This is a genomic window from Ktedonobacter sp. SOSP1-52, from assembly GCF_016587395.1.
Genome location: NZ_BNJH01000001.1, coordinates 2,136,676 through 2,161,899 on the forward strand (window position 1 = coordinate 2,136,676; position 25,224 = coordinate 2,161,899).

At 54.8% G+C, this 25,224-nt stretch carries 19 protein-coding genes and 3 pseudogenes; 6 read left to right on the plus strand and 16 right to left on the minus strand.

Annotated elements, in window-relative coordinates; genetic code table 11:
* Positions 1 to 13: 13 nt before the first annotated feature.
* From JMJ16_RS10055 to JMJ16_RS10095, 10 genes and pseudogenes are all read right to left on the minus strand, one after another.
* Positions 14 to 448, minus strand: a complete 435-nt coding sequence (locus tag JMJ16_RS10055; RefSeq protein ID WP_201382805.1) for an SDR family oxidoreductase — start codon at positions 446 to 448, stop codon at positions 14 to 16.
* 89 nt (positions 449 to 537) lie between these two features.
* On the minus strand, positions 538 to 1,389 hold the full coding sequence (locus JMJ16_RS10060) for an alpha/beta fold hydrolase (RefSeq protein WP_201380861.1): 852 nt from the start codon (positions 1,387 to 1,389) through the stop codon (positions 538 to 540).
* A 186-nt stretch (positions 1,390 to 1,575) separates the two neighbouring features.
* Positions 1,576 to 4,509 (minus strand): PAS domain S-box protein, encoded by a 2,934-nt coding sequence (locus JMJ16_RS10065; protein ID WP_201382806.1) that lies wholly within the window; start codon positions 4,507 to 4,509, stop codon positions 1,576 to 1,578.
* Positions 4,510 to 4,764: 255 nt separating this feature from the next.
* The gene (locus JMJ16_RS10070) at positions 4,765 to 4,923 is read right to left on the minus strand and encodes a hypothetical protein (protein ID WP_201380862.1); all 159 of its coding nucleotides are present in this window, start codon (positions 4,921 to 4,923) and stop codon (positions 4,765 to 4,767) included.
* Positions 4,924 to 5,019: 96 nt separating this feature from the next.
* Positions 5,020 to 5,127: pseudogene (locus tag JMJ16_RS56900) on the minus strand (hypothetical protein); the annotation flags it as partial.
* Between the two features lie 108 nt (positions 5,128 to 5,235).
* Entirely contained in the window at positions 5,236 to 5,388 is a 153-nt protein-coding gene (locus tag JMJ16_RS10075; protein WP_201380864.1) for a hypothetical protein, read from the minus strand.
* Between the two features lie 100 nt (positions 5,389 to 5,488).
* Positions 5,489 to 5,884, minus strand: a complete 396-nt coding sequence (locus JMJ16_RS10080; RefSeq protein ID WP_201380866.1) for a response regulator — start codon at positions 5,882 to 5,884, stop codon at positions 5,489 to 5,491.
* A 9-nt stretch (positions 5,885 to 5,893) separates the two neighbouring features.
* Positions 5,894 to 8,167, minus strand: a complete 2,274-nt coding sequence (locus JMJ16_RS10085) for a PAS domain S-box protein (RefSeq protein WP_236601556.1) — start codon at positions 8,165 to 8,167, stop codon at positions 5,894 to 5,896.
* A gap of 452 nt (positions 8,168 to 8,619) precedes the next feature.
* On the minus strand, positions 8,620 to 9,579 hold the full coding sequence (locus tag JMJ16_RS10090; protein WP_201380868.1) for an NADP-dependent oxidoreductase: 960 nt from the start codon (positions 9,577 to 9,579) through the stop codon (positions 8,620 to 8,622).
* Between the two features lie 266 nt (positions 9,580 to 9,845).
* Positions 9,846 to 10,563, minus strand: a pseudogene (locus tag JMJ16_RS10095) (IS6 family transposase).
* Here JMJ16_RS10095 and JMJ16_RS10100 point away from each other — a divergent pair.
* Positions 10,562 to 11,083: an SDR family NAD(P)-dependent oxidoreductase gene (locus tag JMJ16_RS10100; RefSeq protein WP_236601358.1), complete on the plus strand. Its 522-nt coding sequence runs from the start codon at positions 10,562 to 10,564 to the stop codon at positions 11,081 to 11,083. The pseudogene JMJ16_RS10095 and the gene JMJ16_RS10100 sit on opposite strands and share 2 nt — an antisense overlap.
* Here the strand turns inward: JMJ16_RS10100 and JMJ16_RS10105 are convergent.
* Together JMJ16_RS10105 and JMJ16_RS10110 are read right to left on the minus strand one after the other, a co-directional pair.
* Complete coding sequence (locus JMJ16_RS10105; protein WP_201380869.1) at positions 11,080 to 12,027, minus strand: NADP-dependent oxidoreductase; 948 nt, start codon at positions 12,025 to 12,027, stop codon at positions 11,080 to 11,082. The two genes, JMJ16_RS10100 and JMJ16_RS10105, sit on opposite strands and share 4 nt — an antisense overlap.
* 480 nt (positions 12,028 to 12,507) lie before the next feature.
* Positions 12,508 to 13,050, minus strand: a complete 543-nt coding sequence (locus JMJ16_RS10110) for a dihydrofolate reductase family protein (protein WP_201380871.1) — start codon at positions 13,048 to 13,050, stop codon at positions 12,508 to 12,510.
* A 482-nt stretch (positions 13,051 to 13,532) separates the two neighbouring features.
* Between JMJ16_RS10110 and JMJ16_RS10115 the strand changes: the two genes are divergently transcribed.
* Both JMJ16_RS10115 and JMJ16_RS10120 read left to right on the plus strand, forming a co-directional pair.
* The gene (locus JMJ16_RS10115; protein ID WP_201380873.1) at positions 13,533 to 14,042 is read left to right on the plus strand and encodes a hypothetical protein; all 510 of its coding nucleotides are present in this window, start codon (positions 13,533 to 13,535) and stop codon (positions 14,040 to 14,042) included.
* Positions 14,043 to 14,557: 515 nt separating this feature from the next.
* Positions 14,558 to 16,403: pseudogene (locus tag JMJ16_RS10120) on the plus strand (reverse transcriptase domain-containing protein).
* 389 nt (positions 16,404 to 16,792) lie between these two features.
* Here JMJ16_RS10120 and JMJ16_RS10130 read toward each other — a convergent pair.
* Entirely contained in the window at positions 16,793 to 18,718 is a 1,926-nt protein-coding gene (locus tag JMJ16_RS10130; RefSeq protein ID WP_236601363.1) for a hypothetical protein, read from the minus strand.
* A 388-nt stretch (positions 18,719 to 19,106) separates the two neighbouring features.
* On the opposite strand from JMJ16_RS10130, the gene JMJ16_RS10135 reads away from it, so the two are divergent.
* The 3 genes from JMJ16_RS10135 (at position 19,107) to JMJ16_RS10145 (ending at position 21,272) form a co-directional block, all read left to right on the plus strand.
* Positions 19,107 to 19,505, plus strand: coding sequence for a hypothetical protein (locus tag JMJ16_RS10135; RefSeq protein ID WP_236601365.1), 399 nt, complete (start codon positions 19,107 to 19,109; stop codon positions 19,503 to 19,505).
* Between the two features lie 345 nt (positions 19,506 to 19,850).
* Positions 19,851 to 20,135 (plus strand): hypothetical protein, encoded by a 285-nt coding sequence (locus tag JMJ16_RS10140; protein ID WP_201380877.1) that lies wholly within the window; start codon positions 19,851 to 19,853, stop codon positions 20,133 to 20,135.
* A 165-nt stretch (positions 20,136 to 20,300) separates the two neighbouring features.
* Complete coding sequence (locus JMJ16_RS10145; RefSeq protein WP_201380884.1) at positions 20,301 to 21,272, plus strand: phosphotransferase; 972 nt, start codon at positions 20,301 to 20,303, stop codon at positions 21,270 to 21,272.
* 402 nt (positions 21,273 to 21,674) lie between these two features.
* Here the strand turns inward: JMJ16_RS10145 and JMJ16_RS10150 are convergent, their stop codons facing one another.
* The 3 genes from JMJ16_RS10150 to JMJ16_RS10160 all read right to left on the minus strand — a co-directional run bounded on the left by JMJ16_RS10150 (position 21,675) and on the right by JMJ16_RS10160 (position 25,126).
* Positions 21,675 to 23,009, minus strand: coding sequence for a transposase (locus JMJ16_RS10150; protein WP_201380886.1), 1,335 nt, complete (start codon positions 23,007 to 23,009; stop codon positions 21,675 to 21,677).
* Between the two features lie 281 nt (positions 23,010 to 23,290).
* Complete coding sequence (locus JMJ16_RS10155; protein WP_201380888.1) at positions 23,291 to 24,205, minus strand: NADP-dependent oxidoreductase; 915 nt, start codon at positions 24,203 to 24,205, stop codon at positions 23,291 to 23,293.
* A 93-nt stretch (positions 24,206 to 24,298) separates the two neighbouring features.
* Complete coding sequence (locus JMJ16_RS10160; protein WP_201380890.1) at positions 24,299 to 25,126, minus strand: SDR family oxidoreductase; 828 nt, start codon at positions 25,124 to 25,126, stop codon at positions 24,299 to 24,301.
* Positions 25,127 to 25,224: the final 98 nt, after the last annotated feature.

Genomic DNA, 25,224 nt, shown 5'->3' on the forward strand with positions numbered 1-25,224 from the left:
CTTTCAACATCACTTAAATTTGCGCCACTCCCCCATCGACGAACAACTCGATCCCAATGACAAAACTGCTGTCGTCTGAGGCCAAAAACAAGACGGCTTTCGCAACTTCGTCAGGATCGCCCAAACGCCTCATTGGCACAGTAGTCGCGATCCCCGCGAGGATTTGCTTTGTCTGCTCCTCTGTCTCTCCCATACTATTCAGCATTGGTGTGTTGATCGGACCAGGACTAACAACGTTGATGCGAATTTTGCGACCGCTCAATTCGACCGTCCAGGTGCGTGCGAATGATCGCACAGCAGCTTTGCTCGCACCATTTATGGTACCTCCTCCCTGCCCTTTGGAGGCCCCGATTGAGGCGGTGAGAATAATCGATCCTCCATCTTGCAAGAGTGGAAGCCCTTTTTGCCAGGGCTTGTGAATGATTGCAGAGAGGAAAGAGTCATGGATCTCAAAGTGTCTGGCTTCCCCTTACGCTTCTTAGAACCATACGGCTTGTGAACAAGGCCCGTTCAAAGACCTCGTATGAGGGGAAGAACTCAAGGATAAACTTGCTGCAGGAAAGCGGCAACGTCACGGTTGAATTGGGAAACCTGCTCTAAAAAAGGAGTGTGACCACACTGATCATACACAATACGCGAAGTATGTGGAATATAGCGAGCGATATAGTCTGAAGCAGCAGACAAAATCACACGATCGTTTCGCCCGTGCAACAGCAATGTAGGAATAGTAATACTCTCTAAGACGGCTCGATTATCCATTTCACGCATGAGCATGCCCTGACGTGTGGCAGGCAAGGTCACTGCGCCAAAGCCAACCATCTGGTAAAAAGTCTGTGGATCGACCCCTTCGTAGGTCATCAGATCCACGAATTGTTGCAAGGCCGTCATCCATTGGGCGTAATCGGGAGATAAGAAACCCGGAATCAATTGGAGAAAATCTCCGCCAAAGAGAGGCAGCACCTCCTCTCGGCCTGCATCCGAAGCAGCATCCACAAAAATCAGCCCGCTCAGGTTGTCCTGTCCCCAGCATTGGACGTAGTCACAGAGGATGTGACCTGCGTAGGACCAGCCTACCAGGAAGGGCTTGTGCAGATGCAATGCGTCGATGACGGCTTGAATGTCATCAGCCCAGATTTTGCTATTTTGGTACGCTCTCAGATCGGTCGGCTTGTCAGAGAGTCCATGCCCCCGTAGATCCAGACGAATCAGATGGTACTGTGCACCCAAATTCTCGTCCTCAAATTGCCTATCCCAGGCGAGACGACTTTGACAAATCCCATGAATCCAAAGGATCGCCGGTTTGCTTGGATCTCCATGCTCTTCCACGAAGAGCCTGGTCCCGCCCACGCCTTCAATAGAACGTCCTTTATACTTAGGAGCAAGTTTCATAGTAGACCTCCTGTAGATTGATAAATATGGATGAAATGCAAAGAAAACCGTATCACCTTCTGACGAGCGAAGGTGTCCGCAGGAAATAGGTCCGTGATGGCGGCGCGCATCCGTGCGCATCCGTATCGACACGGCTTCTGCCGCCATCATCGTCTCACATGATGTGCATGTGGAGGTCTTCCCGGGTCAGCCATCCCTCTTCTTGGGCAGGGTCACCTGGAAGGTGGAGCCTTTGCCGGCTTCGCTCTCCACCATCAGGGTTCCCCCATGATGCCTGACGATCTCCGCCACAATGTGTAACCCCATGCCCAGACCGGGAATCGCCTTCTGCTTGGGATCTGTGACCCGATAGAATCGGTCAAAAATCTTGTCGTGCAGCTCGCGCGGGATGCCCAGCCCGTGATCCTGCACCTGGACCACGACCGCATCTTTGGAGGCCGAGAGTTCCATCTCAACCGCCTCTGCGCTGGGAGAATACTTGATGGCATTGCTGAGCAGGTTGGTGAAGACCTGTCCGAGCCGGTCTCGGTCCCCCAGCAGGCTGACCTCTGCTGTACCATGTACCAGAATGGTATGGCTCGGGTTGGTTTGCTGCATGGTGTCGACGATCTCCCGCAGCAAGGCATCGAGATCCACCGATTCCTGCCGGTACTCCAGCCTCCCTGCCTGGATCTTGGAGACATCGAGCAAGTCTTCTACCAGTCGGGTGATTTTGTTGATCTGGGTTTGCATGCTCGAGAGAGCTGGAGCCTGGAGGCCTTGCTTGACCAGTTGCCGGTGCAGCAAGGAGGTCTGCATTTTCAAGGCCGTGAGTGGGTTCCTCAGTTCATGGCCGGCCATGCTGATAAAGTCATCTTTGCGTTGTTCGAGTTCCTTGCGGGCCGAGTTATCCAGCACAAAGCCTATCGCTTGGAGTGGGTGATGCTGTAAGACGACGCGACCCACGACCACCGGAAGGCGACTGCCGTCTTTACACACGTACTCTTTCTCATAGGGCGTCATTGACTGTTGGGTGGCAAGTTCCTGCTGGGCTTGCTGAGTACGAGCTAGATATTCTGGAGGCGTCATGTGCATCCAGTTCATGTGCCCTTCATGCAGATCTTCGCGGGTATAGCCGGTCATGCGCAGAAAGGTGTCGTTCGCGTCCACAATCTGTTCACCTTCGATGATATGAATCCCGATAATGCTGGAGTTCATCAGGATGCTCGCTTGTTCCTGACTCTGGCGTAAAGCTTCCTCGACGCGCTTCTGGTCATCAATATCAGTGCCAGTGCCGAACCACTTGAGGATCTGACCCGCTTCATCGCGGACTGGGAGCGCACGGGTTAAATACCAGCGGTACTCTCCAGTCCGTCCATCCTTAAGACGATATTCGTTCTCGTAGATTTCCCCTATTCTGAGTAATTGGTGCCGGATCGCCAGTGTCCGCTCAATGTCCTCTGGATGCACGAACTGACGCCATATATCGTCTCCTTCGAGGGTAAGATTGGCCTGCGTTACGTCGCGATAACGCTGATTCGTGTAGTCTAGACGGCCGTCGGGCCACATGGTCCACACCAGTTGCGGCACCATTTCGGCGAGCGTGCGAAAGTTCTGCTCACTGGTTTTGAGCTGCTGCTCAGCCTGTTTCTGCTCCTCTATGTCAGTGCAGGTGCCAAACCATTTGAGGATCTGACCGGTTGCATCGCGCACCGGCAGCGCGCGGGCTAAAAACCAGCGATACGCTCCAGTTCGCCCATCTCTGATACGACATTCGTTCTCAAAGAGTTCACCGGTGGCAAGGGATTGCTGCCGAAGCGCAAGCGTGTGCTCGGCATCTTCGGGATGCAGGAATTGACGCCATCCATAGTCCCGTATCTGCTCGAAATCGGCCTGCGTCAGGTCACAGTAGCGCTGATTACAGTAGTCAACACGGCCATCGGGCTGCGTTGTCCACACCAGTTGCGGCAGTGTTTCAGCCAGCACGCGCCAGTTCTGCTCACTGGCTTTGATTCTCTGTTCAGCCTGTTTCTGCTCGTCAATGTCGGTAGCAGTCCCAAACCATTTCAGGATCGTGCCCTGATCATCCCTGTGTGGCGCTCCTCTAACAAGGAACCAGCGATACTCCCCGGTCGTGCCATGGCGCAGGCGCTGTTCCGCTTCATAGGGCCTGCCGGTCTGGACGGCACACTGCCACCTCTCCAGGACACGTTGTTGGTCATCGGGGTGGATGGCCTGGAGCCAACCATCCCCTTGAGCTTGTTCAGAAGTCATATTGGTAGAGTCACACCAGCGTTGGTTACAGTATTCACACGAGCCATCGGGGCGCATGATCCAGACGAATTGGGGAATGGTATCGATCAGGACACGGAGTCCTTCTTCTGCTCGTTTGCGCGCGGTGATATCCAGCCCGGTATAGATGAGGTACTCGACCTGTCTGTCAGCATTCAGATGCGGGGTCATCGTCACCGCAAGATCCAGATACCACCCCTCTTGTGGGCGTATCCTGGTCTCAAAGTGCACGATTTCGCTCCGACTGGCTTGTTCAATCGCTGCGCGTAATTGCTGCTGGACAGGTGGAGCATACGACCACCAGGGAGTTTCGGTGAACGGTTTCCCGACCACTTCCTCTCGCCGGAGGTGTGCGTCCTCTAAGGGGCGCTGACTGATGGCCAGGACCATCCCATCAGGGGTCAAGATCACGAGCCGGTCAGAGACAGTCTCCAGGATATCAGCGTAGAGATGTTCGCTGAGGGGAACCATCTCCTGGCGTCGGGCTCGTGCTCTCACGTTGTGGAACTGCAAGGTGAGCCCCCCCATGGTCGGAGCGAGCTGCACGTGCAGCCTGGTCTGGGTTATGGGAGACCAATACTCCACTTCGGTTGGCTCTTGGGTCTGCCTGGTCTTGAGCACTGCCTGATAGAGTGAGGGGCTCACGAGTTGTGGAGCACCGCGCCAGAAGGGGTTCCCCAGGAATTGCTCTCGTGATGCGCCGAGCATGGTCTGCGCGCTCGCATTGGCATACACAATCGTGGTGGCGTCATCGACGACAAATAACGCATCAGGAAGCATCTCAAGCGTGCTGAGGAGCGTTTCACGCGATGTGAGCATGCTTGACTCGCTGCTTTGTGGGTTGAACATCATACTGTCTCTCTCCCTTTCATATGGCCCGTGTCTCGGTGAAGAGGTTTTTCGCCTCTGACATCGAGCTGTATTGTTGTATGGTGGTTGTCGACCTACCTTCTCTTTGTGGGCAGAATTATCGAGTACAAGGGGTCATCGAGCAGGGCCGTGCGAGTTCCTCATGTGCCTGCTTGATATAGGCTTTGTATTCTGGAGGGGCCATCTGCATCCAATTGATCTTTCGTTGACAGAGATCTTCCCGGGGATAACCGGTCATGCGTAAAAAGACATATTGGCCTCCACAATCACATCGTCTTCGCCAATGGTGATCCCGATACTCGTTGAGTTTATCAGTGTGCGCACCCGTTCCTGGCTCTGGCGCAGGGCCTCTTCAGTCTGTTCGGCCCGCTTTAAACATCGATGTCTGTGCATGTGAAATCCAGTGCAGAATCGCCCCCTGCGCATCTTTGTAGGGAATCCTTCGAGCGTGGCGCACACTGCCAAACAGCTTGCCAGGCAGTTCGTGCTTGTCCCAAGCATGGTGGCGGCTCTTGTATTAACATCCTGGATCATGGCTTTCTGATCTAGAAAGATCGGCGCATCAGGAGGCGTATCCAGCAGAGCAATGAGTTTCAGGGAGAGCGCAGACGAATTGCCCGAGGTACATCCTCATCTATGAAGCGTTAGGTAGTCAACTGCTCTCCTTATTGTGTGCTTGTTTGGCTGCATCCATCGCTATGATGCTCACGCGGTGGCAGCAGCCAGCACGACATCCTTTAAGAGAAACTCACCATACAGGGCGAGCGCGGAAATCCGGTCACTGCTGGCGCAATCACAAAAATGGTCAGTGTTCCAGTACACAAGACCAGGCAAAGCAGGCCGACGTAACGCAGCCATGCACCTGCAATGAGGGGAATGGCGGCAACGATCACCATCACTTACCAGAAAGGGATGAATACGATCACCATCACTTTCTGGTAAAAAACTCTTGTCCTTCTCATGCAAGAAGATGTGCGATCAATTGCAGCAGCGTCTCCAGATCAAAGGGTTTCTGGAGCGTTCTGAGATGATCCAAGGCGCCGCTTTCTTGTGGCAAATCGGCACTCATCAGGAGGATGGGTGTGTGCTCACCTCCTTCTCTACGCTGCAACTGGTCGGCGAGTTCCAGCCCATTCATCCCAGGGAGATGATAATCGAGGAGAAACAAATCAGGCGTGATCGTTTGCAGCATATTCAGCGCCATCTCGCCGCTCGGGGCAAGATGCCCTTGATAGATTGCCTCCTCCTGGAGCACTTCCAGCAGGAGATTGCCAAGGATGGGATCATCTTCGACAATGAGAATACGCTTGACAGCAAGAACATCATTCCATGCTTGTGGCTGGAACGTCTCCATATGCGCTCCTTATGTTCTTTTCCGGGGAAGCGTCACCTGAAAAGTTGATCCTTTTCCCATTTCGCTCTCCATCGTGATGGATCCTCCATGGTATTTCACAATCTCCGCGACAATATACAAGCCCATTCCGAGGCCTGGAAAGGCGCGCTGATGTGGAGCAACCGCCCGATAGAAGCGCTCAAAGATTTTCTCGTGCTGCTCTTGTGGAATGCCGATACCCTGATCATGCACGCTGAGCGTCACGGCCTCTTCGGAGGTCTTGCTATCCACCTCTATCGTGTTGGCTCCTGGGGAATATTTGATCGCGTTGCTGATCAGGTTCAGCAACATTTGCTCGAGCCGGTCCTTATCCCCGACCAGAAGAGGGGGGGACGCGGCACGATGCACGACGATGGTATGGGTCGTCTGCATCTGTTGCACGATCTCAACGACCTCCTGGAGCACGTCGTCCATATTCACCGTTTCTTGGGCATACTCCAGGGTGCCAGCCTGAATTTTGGAGAGGTCGAGCAACTCTCCGACCAATCGGGTAACCATGTTGAGTTGTGCCTCCATCCGGGAAAGAACGGTATCCGCGTTGTAGATGCCTTGCTTTCCCAGTTGCTTTCGTAATAGTTGCGTTTGCAGCTTCAAGGACGTGAGCGGTGTCTTGAGTTCATGGCTGACCATCCCTAGAAAGTGATCTTTGCGCTGCTCCAGCTCCTTGCGGGCTGAGTTGTCCAACACAAAGCCGATGCCCTGGAGCACCTCACCATGAAAGGCCACTCCTCCCATGAGCACGTCCAGGCGGCTGCCATCCTTACACACGAGTTCGGCTTCAAAGGGCGTGGTATCTTGCTGCACGACCAGTTCCTGGTGCACTTGCTGGAACAGCGAGGGCTTCGAGGTTGGCAGGGTGAAACTGCCCCAGTTGATACACTGCCGGCACAGCTCGTCTCGGTTATAGCCCGTCATCCTCAGGAAGGTGTTGTTCCCTTCCACCACCACGTCGCCTTCGGCGAAAAAGATCCCGATCACGCTAGAATTCATGAGATGGTTCACGCGTTCCTGGCTTTGACGCAAGGCGTCCTCGGTTTGTTTCTGCCTCTGGATATCAGTGCAGGTGCCAAACCATTGGATGATCTGCCCCGCCTCGTTTCGCAGAGGCACACCCCGTGCTAAAAACCAGCGATAGGTGCCCGGCTGTCTCTCCCTGAGACGATATTCATACTCATAGGGTTCCCCTGTCTCGAATGCTTGGCGCTGAAGAGCCAGGACCCGTTCTCGATCCTCAGGATGTACAAACTGAAGCGAGGCCGCTTCATCAGACGTGATATCCGTTCGGAGGGCTGTGGGCCACATGCCCTGGATGCACTGCCGGTCAGCGGGAGGCAGGTGCTGGAGCCATTCATCCTCTGGGCATTGCTCGGACATCATATGGGCATAGTCGTGCTTGCGTCGATTATAGTAGGCGATGGAACCATCAGGCCGCCTGACCCAGACAAATTGGGGCACGGTATCGAGCATCGTACGAAGTTCCTCTTCCACGTGCTTGTACTGGGTAATATCGAATCCCGTACAGATCAGATACTCGACCTGCTGATTCGCCGCACATTGGGGCGTCAGCGTCACAGCAAGGTCGAGATATCTTCCTGGGTGTGGGTCTATGCGGGCTTCAAAGCGTACTGTCACTCCCTGTCTGGCCTGTTCAATCGCCGCACCTAATTGCCTTTGGGCATGCGGGACAGACGACCACCAGGAAACAGCGGTGAGCGGTTTGCCAATCACCTCCTCAAGCTGGACCTGCGCGTCCGTCAAGGGACGCTGACTGATCTCCAGGATCAGTCCCTCCGGTGTCAACATCGCGATCCGCTCAGCACTGTGCTCCAGGAGATCCCGATACCGCTGTTCACTTTGGCGAAGGGCGTCCTGGCACTGCGTTGGTTCCGTGTTTTCCTGGAACACGACCGCGAGGCCCACTCCGGTGGGCGAGATCTGTGCATGGAACCAGGTCTGGGTCACCGGGGAACGATATTCCACGTCGGTCAGTTTCCGCGTCTGTCTGGCCTTGAGCACCGCCTGGTAGAGCGTTGTGCTCACCAGGTGAGGAGCGAGGCACCAGAAGCTGTTTCCAACAAGCGCCTCTTGTGTGGTGCCGAGCATGGTCTGCGCGCTCGCATTGGCATACACAATCGTTGTGGCGTCATCGACGACAAACAACGCATCAGGAAGTGTCTCAAGCGTGCTGAGGAGCGTTTCACGCGATGTGAGCATGCTTGACTCGCTGCTTTGTGGATTGAACATCATACTGTCTCTCTCCCTTTCACGTATCCCCATCCCTGGTGGCAACGATGTTTTCCTGCTTTGAACCGCAAAAAATATCATGCAATGGCGATGATCCCTCTTCTGTGACATCGGTTGTCACAAGCGATGAAAAAGTGTGTGTATGCAATACGTGCGTTTCCCGGAGAGGCAGGAGCAATGAGCATCTGCCCCGGGCCCTTTCAGGGGCGGCTTTGAGGGCTCTCCGTTGCAGCGCTTATTTACAACAGAAAACGGTATTGTCAACGTACATCTTTCTCTTGATGAGCTTTTACCACTGAACCTTCATTTGAGGTCTTTCAGAAGGCTTTCTTCCGAGAAGATTTTGGGCCGGCGCCCACTTCTCTCCAGAATTTCTGGCGATAAACTCAACAATTGTCCTTGCGTTGACACTACCTCCTCATGGTTTTTTAGGACTTGACCATAGAGGGTCTTCATCCTGGTACATTGAGCACGATTTTTCCTTGATGGTGCCGCGCCTCCAGTCGCTCATGGGCCTGTTTCGCTTGTTCCAACGGAAAGACCTGGTCGAGGTGAACGGTGAGCTGGCCCTGGTCGACGAGCTTCGTCAGTTCGGCCAATTGTCGCCCATCAGGGCGGAAGTAGAGTAGGTGCGTGTCAATATGACGGGTGGGTGTCACCTGCTCAAGGTCGACAATCGTGACGAGCCGCCCCCTCTCGCGTACCACCTGCAGACTTCTTGCCGCTGTCTCTCCCCCAACACAGTCCAGGACCGCATCGATGCCCTCAGGATGAGCCGCGTGGACAGCCTCCGCGAAGTCCGTTTGCGTATAATCAATGAGTTCGCTGGCTCCCAGTTGCTGAAGGTACGGGTGGTGCTCGCTCCTTGCAGTGACCATGACGTGTGCTCCAACGCGCGCAGCCAGTTGGACAGCAAACGTGCCGGTTCCTCCCGCCGCACCGGTAATCAAGAGCGTTTCTCCCGGTTGGATCTTCAGCAGTTCGAAAATCGCCTGGTAAGCGGTCAGCCCGTTGACGGGAAGGGCAGATGCGTGCAGGGCATCGAGCGAGGAGGGCATTGGAGCGACGAGATTCGCAGGGACAGCCACGGCAGAAGCATAATGACCAATGCCGACCTGGTATGTCGCGCAGATCACGTGGGTTCCCACATCCCATCCCGTGACTGCCTCTCCTACCTTTGCAATGATCCCTGCTGATTCCCAACCAAGCACGAGCGGAAACTGTTGCCCTTCTAATACGACGCTTCCTTGCCGCACTTTCACATCCCACATCCCGACGCCGGCTGCCTGGACGCTGATGAGGACCTGCTCTGGGCCACAGGGTGGCACAGGCAGATCCACAAGCTTGAGTTGATCAGGGCCGCCAAAGGCGGTAATGGCGATCGCTTGTATGCGTTGTCCTTTGTCGATCACTGTTTTCTCTCCTTTCTGCAATGCAGCGTTCGTGCTCTTGCCTTGTACTGACACCAAGAAGTATACTCTGATAAAGGACCTGTTAAAAGGGCCATTTTCATGTAGATGAAAGGGGCCATTTAAGAAAGATTTTGATCCCTACAGGGGCTTTAAGGAGAGCAGATACAGTATATCTAAAAGGGTATTGTCAACTTAATGAGAAGATAGAAGAGCTTTTCTAGAAAGAACGATGAGAGGAAAGAAAGAGGCAAAAGATTGAGGAGAGTTTAAGCTGCTGTTTTCCCGCTGGTTACCTCGTTCCAGATCTGGAAGCGATCCTGTATAAGGGCATGATAGACTGAGGAGTTGAGACGATGTCGTTTGAGCCGAAAATGATCGGAGATCGGGCCAAAGGTAGAAAGAAAGCGTTGGGCATGACCAGGAGATTTGAAGCGCCGCATGGTTCGTTCTCGTTGTCTGGTGGGTTGGTGTGAGTTTTCTGCCCGATTGTTCAAGCCCTTGTGTTGGCGGTGCTCAATGCCAGGCAAGATGTCTCGTTTCGCTGCTCCATAGCTCTTTAGCTTGTCGGTAATGATCACCCGTGGCACATACTGTACCCCCCTTCAACAATTTGCGAAAGAACTTCTTCGCTGCCTGTTTGTCACGTCGACTTTGTACTAGGATGTCGAGCACATTGCCATACTGATCAACGGCCCGCCACAGGTAGTGGGTCTTCCCGCTGATTTTGAGAAAGACTTCATCCAGGTGCCATTTGTCTCCTCGCTTGCCATGACGGCGTTTCAGCTCATTGGCATACCTCTGGCCGAATTTCTGACACCATTGACGAACGGTTTCGTATGTCAGCACCACGCCCCGTTCAGCCATGACCTCTTCAATATCGCGATAGCTGAGGGAAAAACGGAAATAGAGCCAGATGCAGTGACTGATAATTTCTGGAGGAAAACGAAATCCGTTGTAGGGGAAAGCAGATGGACTCTTTTTCATGAGGTTATTCTATTATATCGTTCAGCTCTTTGCAGATAGGCTCGCCAAGTTGACAATTCCGTTTCAGGACATGACGCGGGAAGAACTGGGTGGCAAGCTCGACGACGAGATGCGTGCGGCGTTCGCGGTCACCAAAGCCGTTCTGCTCGCCATGACTGAACAGGGCTGGGGACGCATCATCTATCTCGGTACCGGCCTCAGCCGCCATCCCCGGGAGAGCATGATCGCACTGGGCATGGCCAAGGCCGCACTGACACAATTCGCCCGGTATCTCGCCCAGGAACTAGGCCCGCGAGGCATCACGGTCAACGTCGTCGAGCCCGGCCCGGTGGAGGACACGCGCATGGTGGGTGTCCTCGATGAGGAGTACAAGCAGCGGCAGGTGGCCGCTACCCCCTGGGGCGCCTGGCACACCCGGGCGACGTTGCCCAGGAAGAATAGTCATTCTGATCGAGGCTCCCTAACTGGGCAAGAGCCAACTTTTGCACAAATTCCCAAACAGAGCTTGCGTCTGTTCTAGACACTCAGAACTAGTTTTCCGCGCAGATGACCTTCTGAGAGGCGCTCGTAGGCTTGACGAGCCTGTTCTAGAGGATACACTTTCTCGATCAGTGGTTTCAGGTGCCCTTCATCGGTGAAGCGAGCAAGCTGTGTAAGATCATCGACGTTGGCTTCAACGATGAACCAGACCCCCTTCTTCTGGTACTGCTCGGCATATTTACTCACCAGATTGGAGGTACCAGCAATTCCTACATATGTACCCTCTGGTCTGAGCAGTTTGATGCTTGCTTCAATCACCGAGGCTCCGACTACGTCGAAGATAAAGTCGATATCACTCACCACTTCAGCAACGTTGGTGGTGGTGTAATCGATCACTTCATCGGCACCAAGAGAGAGCAGGGTCTCGCGGTGCTGTCCAGAAGCCACGGCAATTACGTATGCGCCTTTGAGATGAGCAAGCTGGACGGCATAGTTCCCCACACCACCAGCGGCACCTTGGATGAGGATACGCTGTCCGGCTTGCAGGTTCCCCTTCTTGAAGAGTGCCTGCCAGGCGGTGAGCGCCGAGAGGGAGAGAGCCGCACACTCTTCATGACTGACTGATCGGGGTCGTAGGGCAATCTGATTGGGAGTGACAATGGCATATTCAGCCCAGGCGCCATCACGATCAGGGCGGGGAAGCCCATAGACTTCATCGCCTCCTTGAAACGCTGTCACTCCCCCACCAACTGCTTCAACAATCCCCGAGACCTCGTGGCCGGGGATAATAGGGCGTGGTCGTGGCTGGGCGCTATCCCCATGGATATACCATGTTTCCGGCCATGTGAGTTCATCCGGTGTTAAAGCCGCAGCTTTCACCCGCAAGAGCACTTCCCCAGCAGCAGGTACCGGTTTCGCAACCTCTACCACTTCCAAAAGCTCGGAACCACCAATCTTTTCAGAAACAATGCCAATGGCTTTCATTTCTCTCTCCTTTTTCCTCTTGGATTTTTGTGAACTTGAAGAACCCTCACATCCGCTCGCAAACACCTCGACCGTATCATGTGTACTCTTCCCTCCCTCAGAAGAGGTTCCGATCGTGATCGCGAGCTTGGGGAGGCCATTCATGGAAAGAACCTCCACGGCGTTTGGTTTGTCCGGTCTGACATCGACGTATGCTTTGCACGAAGACGTACTATGTTGAAAGAATAACAGTTCCGAGCGAGAATACTTCGTTGACGAGAACAACTTTACAAGCTACCTGCGGTCTGTTCAGATGCATGCTTGCGGCAGAAACCGCCTGCGCTGTTATGTTCCAGGCCAGCAAAACGAGCAAAGCACCGCCACACATACAGAGCTATATCCGATGCATCTCTTCCTCCTTATACCCACGGGTTGCGCAACGAGATGCACCTCCAAACGTCTCGATGAGAGTTGCCAGCGTTTGGTCTAGCTCCGCTCCGGCTAAGGCTGATCTGGTTGGTAGGTGAGGACGATGACGCCGGAGCTGAAGGTCCTGGTCTCGATCAGCTTCAGCACCTTCTTCTCGCTTCCCTCTCGGAAGAGACGCTTGCCGCTACCCACCACGACCGGGAAGACCATGAGCCGATATTCATCGATCAGGTCCAGGGACATCAGGCTGTGGACCAGCTCTCCACTCCCGAAAATCAACACATCCTGCCCCGGTTGCTGCTTGATCCGGGAGACTTCCTCCGCGAGATTGCCTGTGAGCAAGCTGGCGTTCCACTCCATTTCTGAGAGCGTGGTGGAGATCACAAACTTCGGCAGGCTGTTCATGCGCTCCCCATACTTCCCAGTTCCTTGCATGCTCGGCCAGCCGGCTGCAAATTCCTGATAGGTTCTGCGCCCCAGAAGGAGTGCATCGCTGGCAAAAAGCTCATCGGATTTATATTTTTGTGAGTCTTCACGCCTAAATTGAACAGTCCACTCTGGATTTTCAACAACACCATCCAGAGCCATGAGCATCGAAGCAACTATTTTTCTCACATTTTTCTCCTTAAAAGGAATGTCACCGTAATGTACTTGCAATTTGCAAGTGTTCGCGACGTACGGATAGTCTACCAGAAGTCGATCAGGAAAAACTTCTCCCATCTTGCTCTTCTCTGCCTACAGTCAGCACCCATTCCCAGAAAAGGTGAGAAGTCCTCTATCAACCTCGGCGATGACACCAACTTTTTTTGCCCAATTCGAGTGCGCACCCTTTTAAGCATCATATGGAGGGGTGCAAGTAACTCATTTCTCGAAATCGGGAATTCCGCGATTTCGGATCGAGCCGATCTTCCAGAAAAAACAAGAGTAGGTAACTTGCCAGTTGAAACCTGATCCCCCTTTCAATCAAAGCTAGAGCAAGTAACTCATCGCTCGAATGCTGCCTGATGTTCAGGAAAAACGTCTTTTTCCCTTGACACAAGAAAAACTCCTTTTGCAGAGTATTCATAACCACATCACACACAAAAGGAGTTTTGGTTATGATACCCTCTTCTTCCCTCTATGACCAGTCCACCATGACGAACATGCTCTCAACTGATCCGCTGATTAAGGAGTACCGCGCCTTCTTTTCCCTGCTCGACTGGTCCACAGTCGAGCAATGGCAAGCCCAACGTTCGGCCTGTTGCGGCTCCCACGGCCACTCTCTCACTGCCTATATCAAAGCTTTCCTCGTCCGTCTTAAGGAAGGCTTGATCTACGCCAAACAACTGCGCGACTTTCTGCTCAAACATCCCTTGCTCGTCATTGAGCTGGGCTTTGATCTCAAGCTGGATGACCGGGCCGATTACGGCTTTGATGTCGAGGCTACCCTTCCCTGTCGCTATTGGTTGGGCGAGAAATTGCGGCAGTTGGACCCCGCCTTGTTGCAAGCCACGGTACGCGATCTGCAGCAGGAGATCCCAGGTCTGGGCGAAACCGTCGCCTTTGACGTGAAGCATATTTATGCCTGGGTCGTGCGCCGCTTCGGCGCTCGTGAGATTCCGCCTTGAAGGCGGAGAGGTTGAGAGTTGTGACCTCTAGGACAATGCCTTACTTGGAGGGGAAACCCAAAGAGGACAAGAGCATGGCATTAAAGCAGCTAAACCTGAAGGTATGGAGGGTGACGAGCTGCAAGTCCTGTGCGCATGGTGAAGCTGTATTTGCTGAACCCAAGTTTCCAACGGTGCAAGCGTACACCCACCGCAGCATACCTGAAGCGGTGACACCAGAATAGGCATCTGTTGGCCCAGGATGTCAAACACTCTCTCTGGTGAGTACCCGAAAATGAACGGGGAAAGGAAACGAACGGGCACCTACACGCACTATGACGTCTCATGAGCGTAAATGCGGGATCGTCTAAAGGGCGCGAGCCCCACGACGACGGAACCCCCATAGTAGCCACCGCAAGGCGCATGAGCACCTTGTAAGGCGAAGGGGCAGTCTCCGAAAGGAGACCAGAGCTTACCCTTTGATAAAGGTAGGCAGGGTAGGTATCGGAAAGTATCCAAAGACGGAGGTATGCGTAATGCAGAGCGCCAAAGCCTATTTGGAGCTTGTTCACGAGCGAGGCAAACGAGGATTGCCTCTCGAACGAGTCTATCGACAATTGTTCAATACTGATCTGTACCTGAGCGCTTATGGCAAAATTTATCGGAATGCTGGCGCGATGACCAAAGGCGTTACCGATGAAACTCCAGACGGAATGTCACTGGAAAAGGTTGGGACCATCATTGAAGCTTTGCGACATGAGCGGTACCGCTGGAAACCAGCCCGACGAACCTACATTTTGAAGAAAAATGGGAAACAGCGCCCGCTAGGTATGCCCGTGTGGTCTGACAAATTGTTGCAAGAAGTGATCCGCCAGATCCTGGAGGCGTACTTCGAGCCCCACTTTAGCCATTCTTCACACGGATTTCGCCCAGGGCGTGGATGTCATACGGCACTCAGAGAAATCTATCACAACTGGGGAGGTAGCGTCTGGTACATTGAGGGCGACATTTCGGACTGCTTTGGGAGTCTGAATCATGAATTGCTCCTCCAAACCCTCAGTGAGCATATCCTGGATGGGCGATTTCTCACGCTCATGCAGGCATTACTCGACGCAGGGTACCTGGAAGACTGGCAGTTTCACCGAACGCTCAGTGGAGTTCCACAGGGCAGTGTGATCGGCCCTATCCTTTCAAATATCCTGCTGGATAAATTGGACACCTATGTCGAAACTGTTCTCATTCCCATGTATACCCGAGGAGGAATCAGGCGGAGAAACCCTGAGTATGTGCAGCTCATCAACCAAGCCCACTATCAGCGAAGGAAAGGGAACGCTGAAAAGGCAAGGCAATTGAGCAAACACGCTCAGCAAATCCCCTCCATCGATCCTCTTGACCCCGACTATCGACGTCTCAAGTATGTTCGCTATGCGGACGACTTCCTGCTGGGTTTCGTCGGACCAAAGGCAGAAGCGGAAGAAATCAAGCAGCACATTGGAGCATTTTTACGCGACGAACTCAAACTGGAGCTCTCGAAGGCGAAAACGCTCATCACCCACGCGAGAAGCGAGGCCGCACGATTTCTTGGCTATGAAGTGACCACCATTCAGGACGATGCGAAGCAAAGCCGTAGACGAGACGGCTCACGCCGTAGAAGCGTCAACGGAAAGATCGGACTGAGAGTACCTCGAGACGTCATCGCAGAAAAGTGCCGACGCTACAAGAAGGGAAAGAAGGCTATTCACCGGGCAGAGTTGCTGAATGAGAGTGATTTTACGATCATTACGGCCTATCAACTCGAATATCGGGGAATCGCCAACTATTATCGACTGGCCTACAACATGCACACACTTAACCACTTGAAGTGGGTCATGGAGTGCTCATTAACAAAGACGCTGGCATCGAAGTTTCGGGTGACAGTGCCTGACATTTATGAGAAATACGGGGCCGAGCTCGTGGCAGATGATCGCAAGTGTACTGGACTTCAAACTATCCTGCCACGACAAGGAAAAAAAACCGCTTGTAGCCACTTGGGGTGGGATATCGCTCAAGTGGGATATCAAGGCAATCCTTGAGGAGCAACCGTCGCGCCTATGGACAGGTCGAACAGAGCTCATCGACAGGTTATTGGCTGGATACTGTGAACTCTGTGGGGGAACAGAAGAGATCCAGATTCACCATATCCGAGCGCTGAAACACCTGCACCGCTATCCCGGTCGTGAGAAACCGGAATGGATGAAGCGGATGATTGCGCTTCACCGCAAGACGATGCCCCTCTGTCGAACGTGTCATGAGGATATCCATGCTGGACGTCCTCTGAGGCGACAAACCATCAAGCTCGCGGATGTCAAAGCCTTGCAAAAACAGGCAAGACAACGATACTAGAGAGCCGGATGCTCGGAAACCTGCAAGTCCGGTTCGGAGGAGGGGGGTCGGAAAAGTACCAGCCTTGATGGCAACTCGTCGGCCTCCTATCCTACAAGGAAAACAACGACCGCGTCTACGTCAAAGAGCGCTACGACAAAACGTGCATCCCGGCAGGAGATCCTGACTGTCGACTCGGCTTCAAACGTAGCACCAACCAGGAGCAAGCAGACGGGACCACCAAAGAGAAAAAACCCACGGGATGCGCAATGAGGTGACAGCAAGCAATCAATAAATATATTGAAGAGGTTAATGGAAACAGACAGGAGTGCTTGGCCCTCATGATCAGCTCAGAGGGAAGGGAAGATCACTCATCAAAAAAGGTGTTGTGCTTGCTTGTTCCTCCTTCGTTAGTTGATAGCAAGAGTGGTGGGAACGCCCGCGACCGTAATACGGAGTTGGGGGGGTCCCCACCAGGCATTCTGTGCGAGCCGATCAGGCCAACTCCAGCGATAGTGCGAACGGATAGCACGAGGGTGGCGACGTGGAGGAAAAACACGCTGCGGGAACTCGACGAGCGGGATGAGTTCAACGTATTGGCTTCGCCAATGAGTCGTCCAAGTACGGCGAAGTGCTCGCCCCGCCACATCTACCCAGCGGATTGATCCCAGCATCATGGGCGTTCGCAAAATTGTGGCAGGTGGGGGCAAGAGACGACGCACAGCACTCACCCTGCGGGCACGGTTGCCTTTAGCGCCTCGCCCCAGACACTGCTCTTTGAGAGCACAAGGCTCACAATCTCTTCGGAAGCCGAGGTACGTGGCACGTTGCGTAAACTCATTTTCTTGACGAACTTCGCTCAGCCAGAGGCTTGATCCTGCTGGACAGCGGAGCTTGCCATCCTCTTGCAGTACGAAGGCGTCGGCTCCGAAGCGACCAGTTGCCGCTCCGAACGCTCTCGCCCAAGGCCCGCGGCCATACTCCCGGGGAGCGTCCTCCACAGCCTTGAGTGAAGGGGGTGCTTGTTTGGGAGGTGCCCACTCGATCTCGCGCCGCTCAGCTTGTTGCATGGCCTGCCCAAGGGAAAGCCGAAGGTTCCACACCCATTGACACGCGATCTGCCAGAGCTCTTGTCCGCACTGGGTGTACGAACACCAGCGGTCGGGATCTTCTTCGACATCTTCATCCGCAAGCACCGCTTCAAAGGCTCCCCGCCCGTGATAGAGATCGAGCACATCCTCGACGAGGAAGCCGTCGGCAGGCAATGTCGTGATGAAGACCTCATAGACCCACTCTCCGATACACTTGCCGACCGAAGTCCTCTTTCCTGATGTGGGGACGTGGTGTCGAGCCACAATGATGCGCGTTTGAGGCACTCCCTCATCCAATGGTAACCAGCCTCCATCAAACACCTCGACGACCTCCTCGCTGTTCACTCTCGTCACGGATGCGGTTGGTGGATGAGCCAGGACGCGTTGGATCTGAGGGTGTTCCAGGACTCGATACCCTCTCGCCCGTGTGACCAGATGCACGCCTGCTTCAATCAGTTGCGTAATGGCTACTGTGTCACCATATTGCCCATCAAGACGAACCAGCGCGACCTCTGGAGTGAGAGTAAAGAGCTTCAAGTAGGTTGTAATGGCTCGAAGTGCCGAAGTAAGCTCTCCTTGATAGTCGCCATTGCCTCGGCCCGCGTAAGTGCCGATCCATTGACGGGTGTGCATCTGAAGAATGACAGTGCGAGTACGGACAACCTCGCCTCGTTTTCGCCCAGTGTAGCCTGGTGCACAGACCGCATCGAGTCGGCGCCGAGGGGGAGGAAGCGTTGGATCACAGGGCAAGGCACGTTGCTGGGCTGCTTGGCGGGTAGCATCCACATCAAAGACGATAAAACGACGACCCTGCCGATCCCAAATTCCACCGATCGTCTCCGTGGTCCACCCCTCAGCAAAGCTGTTCTGCTCGAAGAGCGTGCGAAACGCTTCCAAGCAGGGATGGTCGACGCTGGCGAGGAAACGACTCAAGCTGGAGTGATGGGGAAGGCGAGCCCGTCCAAACAGAGCCATGAACGCAGCCCCAAAGGGAGCTAAGCGATGAAAGAAGTCGGCCAGCGTTCGTTCTCCGCTCATGGCATAGCCGATTAACAAGGCCAGAAAATCAAGCGGTTCATAGCTGCCGAAACGGCCTCTCACTAAGCGAACTTGATGGGCAAAGGTTTCAAGCAGCCCTTTCGTTGCGAGGTGCTGAGAGAGGATAACCACTTCGGCAAACCACGCAGGAACCGAGGGATGATCTACAGGAGAAGTTTGAACCTCGATGCTTGGGTTCGGTATCATACCTAAAGAGACCTCCTCATGAGAGTATGTTTTGTTTCTTTCTCATTAAAGGTCTCTTTTTTCTCTACGCTGCTAGCTTGCTGTCATCTCGTTGCGCATCCCGTGGGCAGATCCACTTGGTGGGTCATTTACCAAATACGTCTCGCGCAAAACCAACGCCAGCCCGCACGAAAAAACAGGCGATATCGGTTCGCATGATGCTCTCAATCCGCCATTGGTGCATTTGGGCAGTAGTCGGCTTTCCTCGTATGGTTGAGTTTTATCTTATTTGTGCCCAAAACCTGTCTTGACTTTTGGAACATCATAGCTATAATCAAGAATATGGAGGAAAAAAATCGGAAGAGAAGCATTAATCCCAAATCCAGCGCTTGAACCCTTTAAGGTTTTAGTGGGCGAATGGCAAACCATCGGATCCCATCCCTACCTTCCCGGTATTACTTTGCATGGCCGTACCACTTTTGATTGGCTTGAGGGCGGCGCTTTCTTGATCATGCATTCAGAGATTGACGACCCCAACATTCCTAGCGGTGTCGCTATTTTTGGCAGCGACGATGTGGCTAAGAAATATTTTATGCTTTACTTTGATGAACGTGGCATCTCAAGAAAACACGATGTGACCATGACAGGAGATCAACTCAAGTGGTGGCGCGACGAGCCCAGTTTTTCTCAGCGAGTCACCATTGTCATAGAAAACAACAGCAACAAGATGGTCAGTAAGGGTGAAATGTCACGAGGGGGAGCAGCCTGGGAGGAGGACCTAGCACTGACGTATGTGCGATTAAGGTAACTCATTTTTTCCCTTCATCGAATTATCTTATTTATAGTAAGGTAGGGAAAAGAAGCGCCTGGTCGAGGGCCTCGATCAGGCGCTTTTCTGCGCAGGGTTACTGCTTGGGTGCGGTGTACCTGCCGTAAAACAAGACATGAAGCGATCTCATTTACACTTTTCAGCTAAAAGAAGCGAACATGAGACGAACTATTTTGCTGTGAATTTACAAATGTCGAGTACCGTGAACTGCTCCAGAGGTGGTTTCTCAAGCAACCAATGGTTGTGCGGCTCAACATTCAGAGCAAGTTCCCATCCTTCAGTTCAAAAACTGTCAGCCCTTCAGTGAATTTACCAGGAGTTGAGGTGCGTCTCTCCGCCGTGTCTGGCGTTCGTTGGGAAGTGATCGAGTTGGATAGAGGTCAGCTAGGGGTTGAGGTCATATTTGCTGATGGGCATCGAACCGTGATGCAGGTGACGCACGACAGAACGCCAGCGAACAATGTTGATGTCCTGTTCATAGGCCGTTCTCGTTCGAATATGCAGCGTCTGCTTCTCGCTATCCAGGGAAAGATGGTTCTGAGTCCGATAGAACTGGCGGAAATCGAGGCAAGATGTCTTGCTGCCAGTCCTGCTCCCTGGACAGTGTAAATATGATTACTAAATGGCGGCAAAATTTGATAATTGTTTGACGTAATTTCGGTGTTGCCTTTTCCCTCCCTTAACGAGGGAAAGGGCTTTGTAAGCGGGTTCAAGAGCTTTCTCTTTGAGAAGGCTATCTGCGATAAGCATCATAAATGAAGGTGGGCCATTGCCATGACCGGAATCGAAGCTTCGACCTCTCCCCCTGCCTTGCCGCGCTGGTTCGGATCTAGAGCCAGCCCAGATGATCCGGCCGTCTCGGCCCTGATCACCCGCGTCGCGCGAGGGGCCGGATGGGCAGACATCGGCGGTTCGTTCAACCTCAACGTGCGAATAGACGCTGAGCCGCCGGTTGTCCTCCGGGTTCATAGGCCGTGGGTAACGCGCGGCCGAGTGGCTGGACTGCGACGCCTGCGCGAGCGGCTCCAGCGCACCCAAGTCCGAGTCGCTCGGCCGATTCGGATGTTCGGCTCCGACCTCGTGAGGGTCGCTGATCGTTGGGCTGAGCTTGAGGAGTTCATCGGTCACGTGCAGCCACGGGCGAGCGAGGACTCCTACGTCCGCCTATTCGAGGAGCTCGGACGTCTTCACGCGGCGCTCAAAGCAGTCTGGGAGCCCAGTCCGCCCGAACCTCTCGACGACCACAGAACACTCGGGCAACTGCGTTACTCGGTCGGCTTCACACGCCGCCGGCTTGGACCCGGCAGCGAGCCGGTCGTGCGTCGGATGCGCCAACTGACTGGCGAGCTCTCCAAGCTCCGGAAGGGCCTCGAACTGCCATGCACTCCGATTCATGGGGATTACCGCTTGCACAACGCGGGAGAACTGTCAGACAGCTCATGGGCCACCTTCGACCTGGATTTCGCGAGGGTCAGGGAGCGGCTGTACGACATCGCGGGCAGCCTGAATGACGTCGCACAGAGCGGCGCATGGCTCGATCCGCGACGACTGCTCGACGCCTACGAAGGCACGGCTCCGGAACCGCTGACTCGCGACGAGCACCGTTGGCTCCCCGGGGCTCTGGCCCTTATACCCTTGCACTGGGCCGCCACCGCCGGACTCGTCGGCGGCAGCATCCACGAGGCCGAGAGCGCAATGACCGCCGCCGAGGCCTGGTGGTCGCGCCGCGCTGAACTGTCGTCGTAGTCCGGCGGCCGCGCTCGGGGACTGAGTTCTCTCGGCCCGGGCCAGCGCTGGCCCGGGCCTGCGAGGCGAGCGCTTTTGGCCGCGCATTTGCCGTACAGCGGTGCCTGTACATCTCGCCCAAGGGAGATAGCGACACTCTCCGATACTCAGAACTTACGGATAGTAAGTTAGATCGAACAGTCGGAAAAATAGCGGTACGAGGGAAAACACCCGTCGCGTGACTGTAAATATGATTACTAAATGGGTCTGGCTCAATTTTGGTGAAGGATGCGTTTATTTGACGACTCCTCTCTTTTTTCTGAGCATTTGATGTTTAAACTAACGCGAGCCTAACTGAGCCATAGAATGGATGGCTCAGAGCCAAGAAAGACGAGTGAAGATGAAAAGATCAGTCAAATACCCTCAAGCGGCGGCGGCGTTGTTGCTCTTTTTCTGCTTTTTACTCGTTTTACGGATCACGGGACGGCGTGTCCTGGGCTTGGGATGGAAGCCTTTGGCGCGTCCTGGCGCTTTTCCCCGTGGTTGTGGTGGTCGAGCGGGTGTTCCCAACTGCTGCAAAAGGGTGGGCATCGCCCGTCGTACCTGCGTCAACGTCAGCACCGAGTGGTGCGTCTCCCACGGCCTATAGCAACCCACCACCTGTGGACGAGCCAGGACCAGCAGATTGTGCGCACAGGCCACCACTTGGGCCCAGCGTTCGGTGCGCTCAGGGGTACTCAGCCGTGGGATATCCCAGAGCAACTCCTGCTTGTCGAAACGATAGCCATGCTCATGCGAATACCGCAAGCGATACGTCGGGCTGACTTCAGCCAGAGGAGCAGGCAGATCGCCTTGCCAGACAAACCAACTGATCTTGGGATCACGCGCACGACCTGCGGCTCCATGACGGATGATCTGGATCACCGAGACCTCTATCCAACGGGCGGGACGCAGGTGCAAGTGCTTCCAACACCGTACCTCGACCCGCGCTCCTTTAGAGTCAGCGCCTTCCCAGGTCTCGTCCGGTTTCCCGTGGCTGCTCTCATCCTTGCATTGAAAGCGGTCTCCATCCTTGCGACTGGCCCCGATCTGACCGGGAACACGTACAGGAGCCGGGCGATAGAACACCCGATTGCTCTTGACGCGCAACAGGCTACACGCCCTCACATCAGCCAGCCGTACCAGAAACGGCGCGCAGGCGTACCAGCGATCGCCGATGATGATGGGATGCAACCCACGTGCGACCAACAAGGCCACTACCGCGTGCAGTTGGCGGGCAGCAACTTCTGTCGCTTGTTCCGTCGAACGCACCCGCACCGTGTCCAGCACATAGGTCCCTTGACCAGCTTGGGTGGGCAAGAGAACCACATGGCTCATGACCCAACCAGGACTGGCCGCATGGCTGTTCTTGGGCAGATTAGCCATCGGAACCAGCGTCCGATCCTCGGCTGTTTCGGCCTCTGGGCGATACAGGTTACTGGTGTCCACGCCCAGAAACACGAACTCACCTGCTTGAGGCAGGGGCGCGAAGTCCACAAACACCTCGCGCAGCCGCGCTGCATCGATCTGACCGTCTTCCAGAGCTTCGTACAAGCTGGCCCAGGTCCGCTCAAAGAATGGCGAGAACGACAATTCGGGAAAGCTGTGGGCTGCTGCTTCGCTGGAGAGCGCGTCGACCAGATTGAACAGGGCATCTCTGGCTTTCCCAAAGCACCGATAGATCTTGTGACGAAAGTCGTTCAATGTGTTTCTGTTCATGGGAGGATGCTCCTGATTTTGGTTCATATGGCTCGTACATTGGTGCGCATCAGCACACCTTTTGAGGCAAAACGGACACGCATCAGCGCAAAGCGTTGAAATCGACCATCTCTGAAAAGAGGAGCAGCTGAGAGTGCCTTTGCAACGTCGTCCTGCCATCATGTCTTGGCCAGTCCACCAGTGAGACACCGAACGAACCGTGGTAATTGAAGAGATCACGGCCCGCGACCGCCACGGTGATGAAAACCGTGGCGGTCGCGGGCACTCCTGATCGCGCGTGTTCAGGCGGTGAGGATAATCTTGGCAGTACCACCCTTTTCGGCGATTGCCTGTGCTTCGGCGGCATCAGCGAGCGGCATGATACGCTCGACTGGGATCGTCAACTTGCCATCGCGTACCGCCTCTGCATAGCGCAAGATCGTTGCGGAGTTGACTGGCGCGATAACAATATTGATCTGAATAGTAGGATGCAGCGCAGCGTTTCGCGGGTTTTGCGTTGGGAAACAACCAAACGTGCCACCTTCCTTGACCCTGGCAAGGAGCTGGCCGGCGCGCTCCCCACCGACGGTGTCGGCGACGCAGTCGAGAGGACCGAGTTTCTCAATCTCTGCATCATCATCGATGGCGATGGCCTCGCTCACTCCGGGAAGGTGTCGAGCAGCGTCCAGTCGCTTGCCACGAACGCCAGCAATGACGCGAGCCCCGATCTGCGATGCTGCGAAGACCGCTGAGCGACCGACGCCACCTAAAGCCCCGGTGATGAGGACGGTCTGACCGGGTTGGACCTTGGCACCAAGCCGTATCATCGCATCACCCGTGACGTTGACCAGTGGAAGCGCGGCAGCGGTGGTCATCTCCAGGCCATCGGGAATCTTGACGAGGTCGGTGGCTTTGACGGTACAGAGTTCGGCGTAGGTATGTCGAGCCACAGCCATGACTCGGTCGCCAGGCTCGAAACCGGTGACGCCCTCGCCCACCTCGACAACGGTGCCAGCGAGGTCGAGGCCGGGGATGTAGGGGAACGCTATGGGAATGAAGTCCTTGACTGCGCCAGAGCGTACCCGCCAATCAGCAGGGTTGATGCTGGTGGCCGCGACGCGCACGAGCACCGAGCCTTCGGAGGGTCTGGGGTCTGCGATATCTTCATAGGCGAGATTTGACGCGGGGCCGTACTCGTAGAGAACGATTGCTTTCATGCTTTCCCTCGATTTCTTGAGAACTGTTTCTGAATCTCCAGGTCCGTTTCTCCTTATGACCTGTTGCTATAAAGAGTGGTCCTGAGCCTTATCTCAGTTGTTGACATAGTGCTGTTCGATGTCCGCGAGCAATCCCGGATGCACAGGCCGCCATCCCAGGAGTTCCTGGGTCTGGGCACTCGACCTCGGGAAGTCGCTTGCCACCACGTTGCCCAGAAAAGAGCCGAAGTGAGCCTCTGCCTCTTCGCGGGCAATGCTGACCACTGGCAGGTTCAGATTGCGACCGATGACGCTGGCAATGTCGTGGAAGGGGACACCCTCGTCGCCGACCCCATTAAGCCGTGACCCCGCCGGGGCGCTTTCCAGGGCCAGGCGGTACAGGTGCGCCGCATCGAGGCGATGAACGGCGGGCCAGCGGTTGGACCCGTCGCCGATATAGGCCGAGACGCCCTTCGCGCGTGCGATGTTGATCAGTCTCGGTACGAAGCCGTGCCTGTCATCCTCGTCGTGCACAGACGGAGAGAGAGAGACGACCACTGATCGCACTCCCGCCAGGGCGAGCAGCGCGTTCTCCGATGCCTCCCCGTTGAGGTGCGCGGTGATCACGAATGGCTTACCTGTGCCTGCGAGCGCCGTCCCCATCGTCTCGACGGCGCGCAGATCGGTGGTGAGCGAGGCCGCGAAGTCCGAGAGGTTGTGCTCAAACGCCAGGTGAATAACGCCGTCCACCGCCGCCGCAGCGGCGCGCAGGCTGTCGAGGTCGTTAAGGATACCGCGCTGCACCTCGGCCCCAACTTCCTTCAAGGCCTCGACACCCTTGTCTGAACGGGTAAGGCCGACAACGGTATGACCAGCACCAATGAGCTCCCGGACGACGGCGGAACCGATGTAGCCTGTTGCTCCTGTGACAAAAACACGCATAGGAAAGTTCTCCTTCTCCCTGGAAAATGAATCGTGACTGTGATAAAATGAGGCTACTTCCTCATACTAAACGGAGGGACCCTCAGATTTCCCTCTCA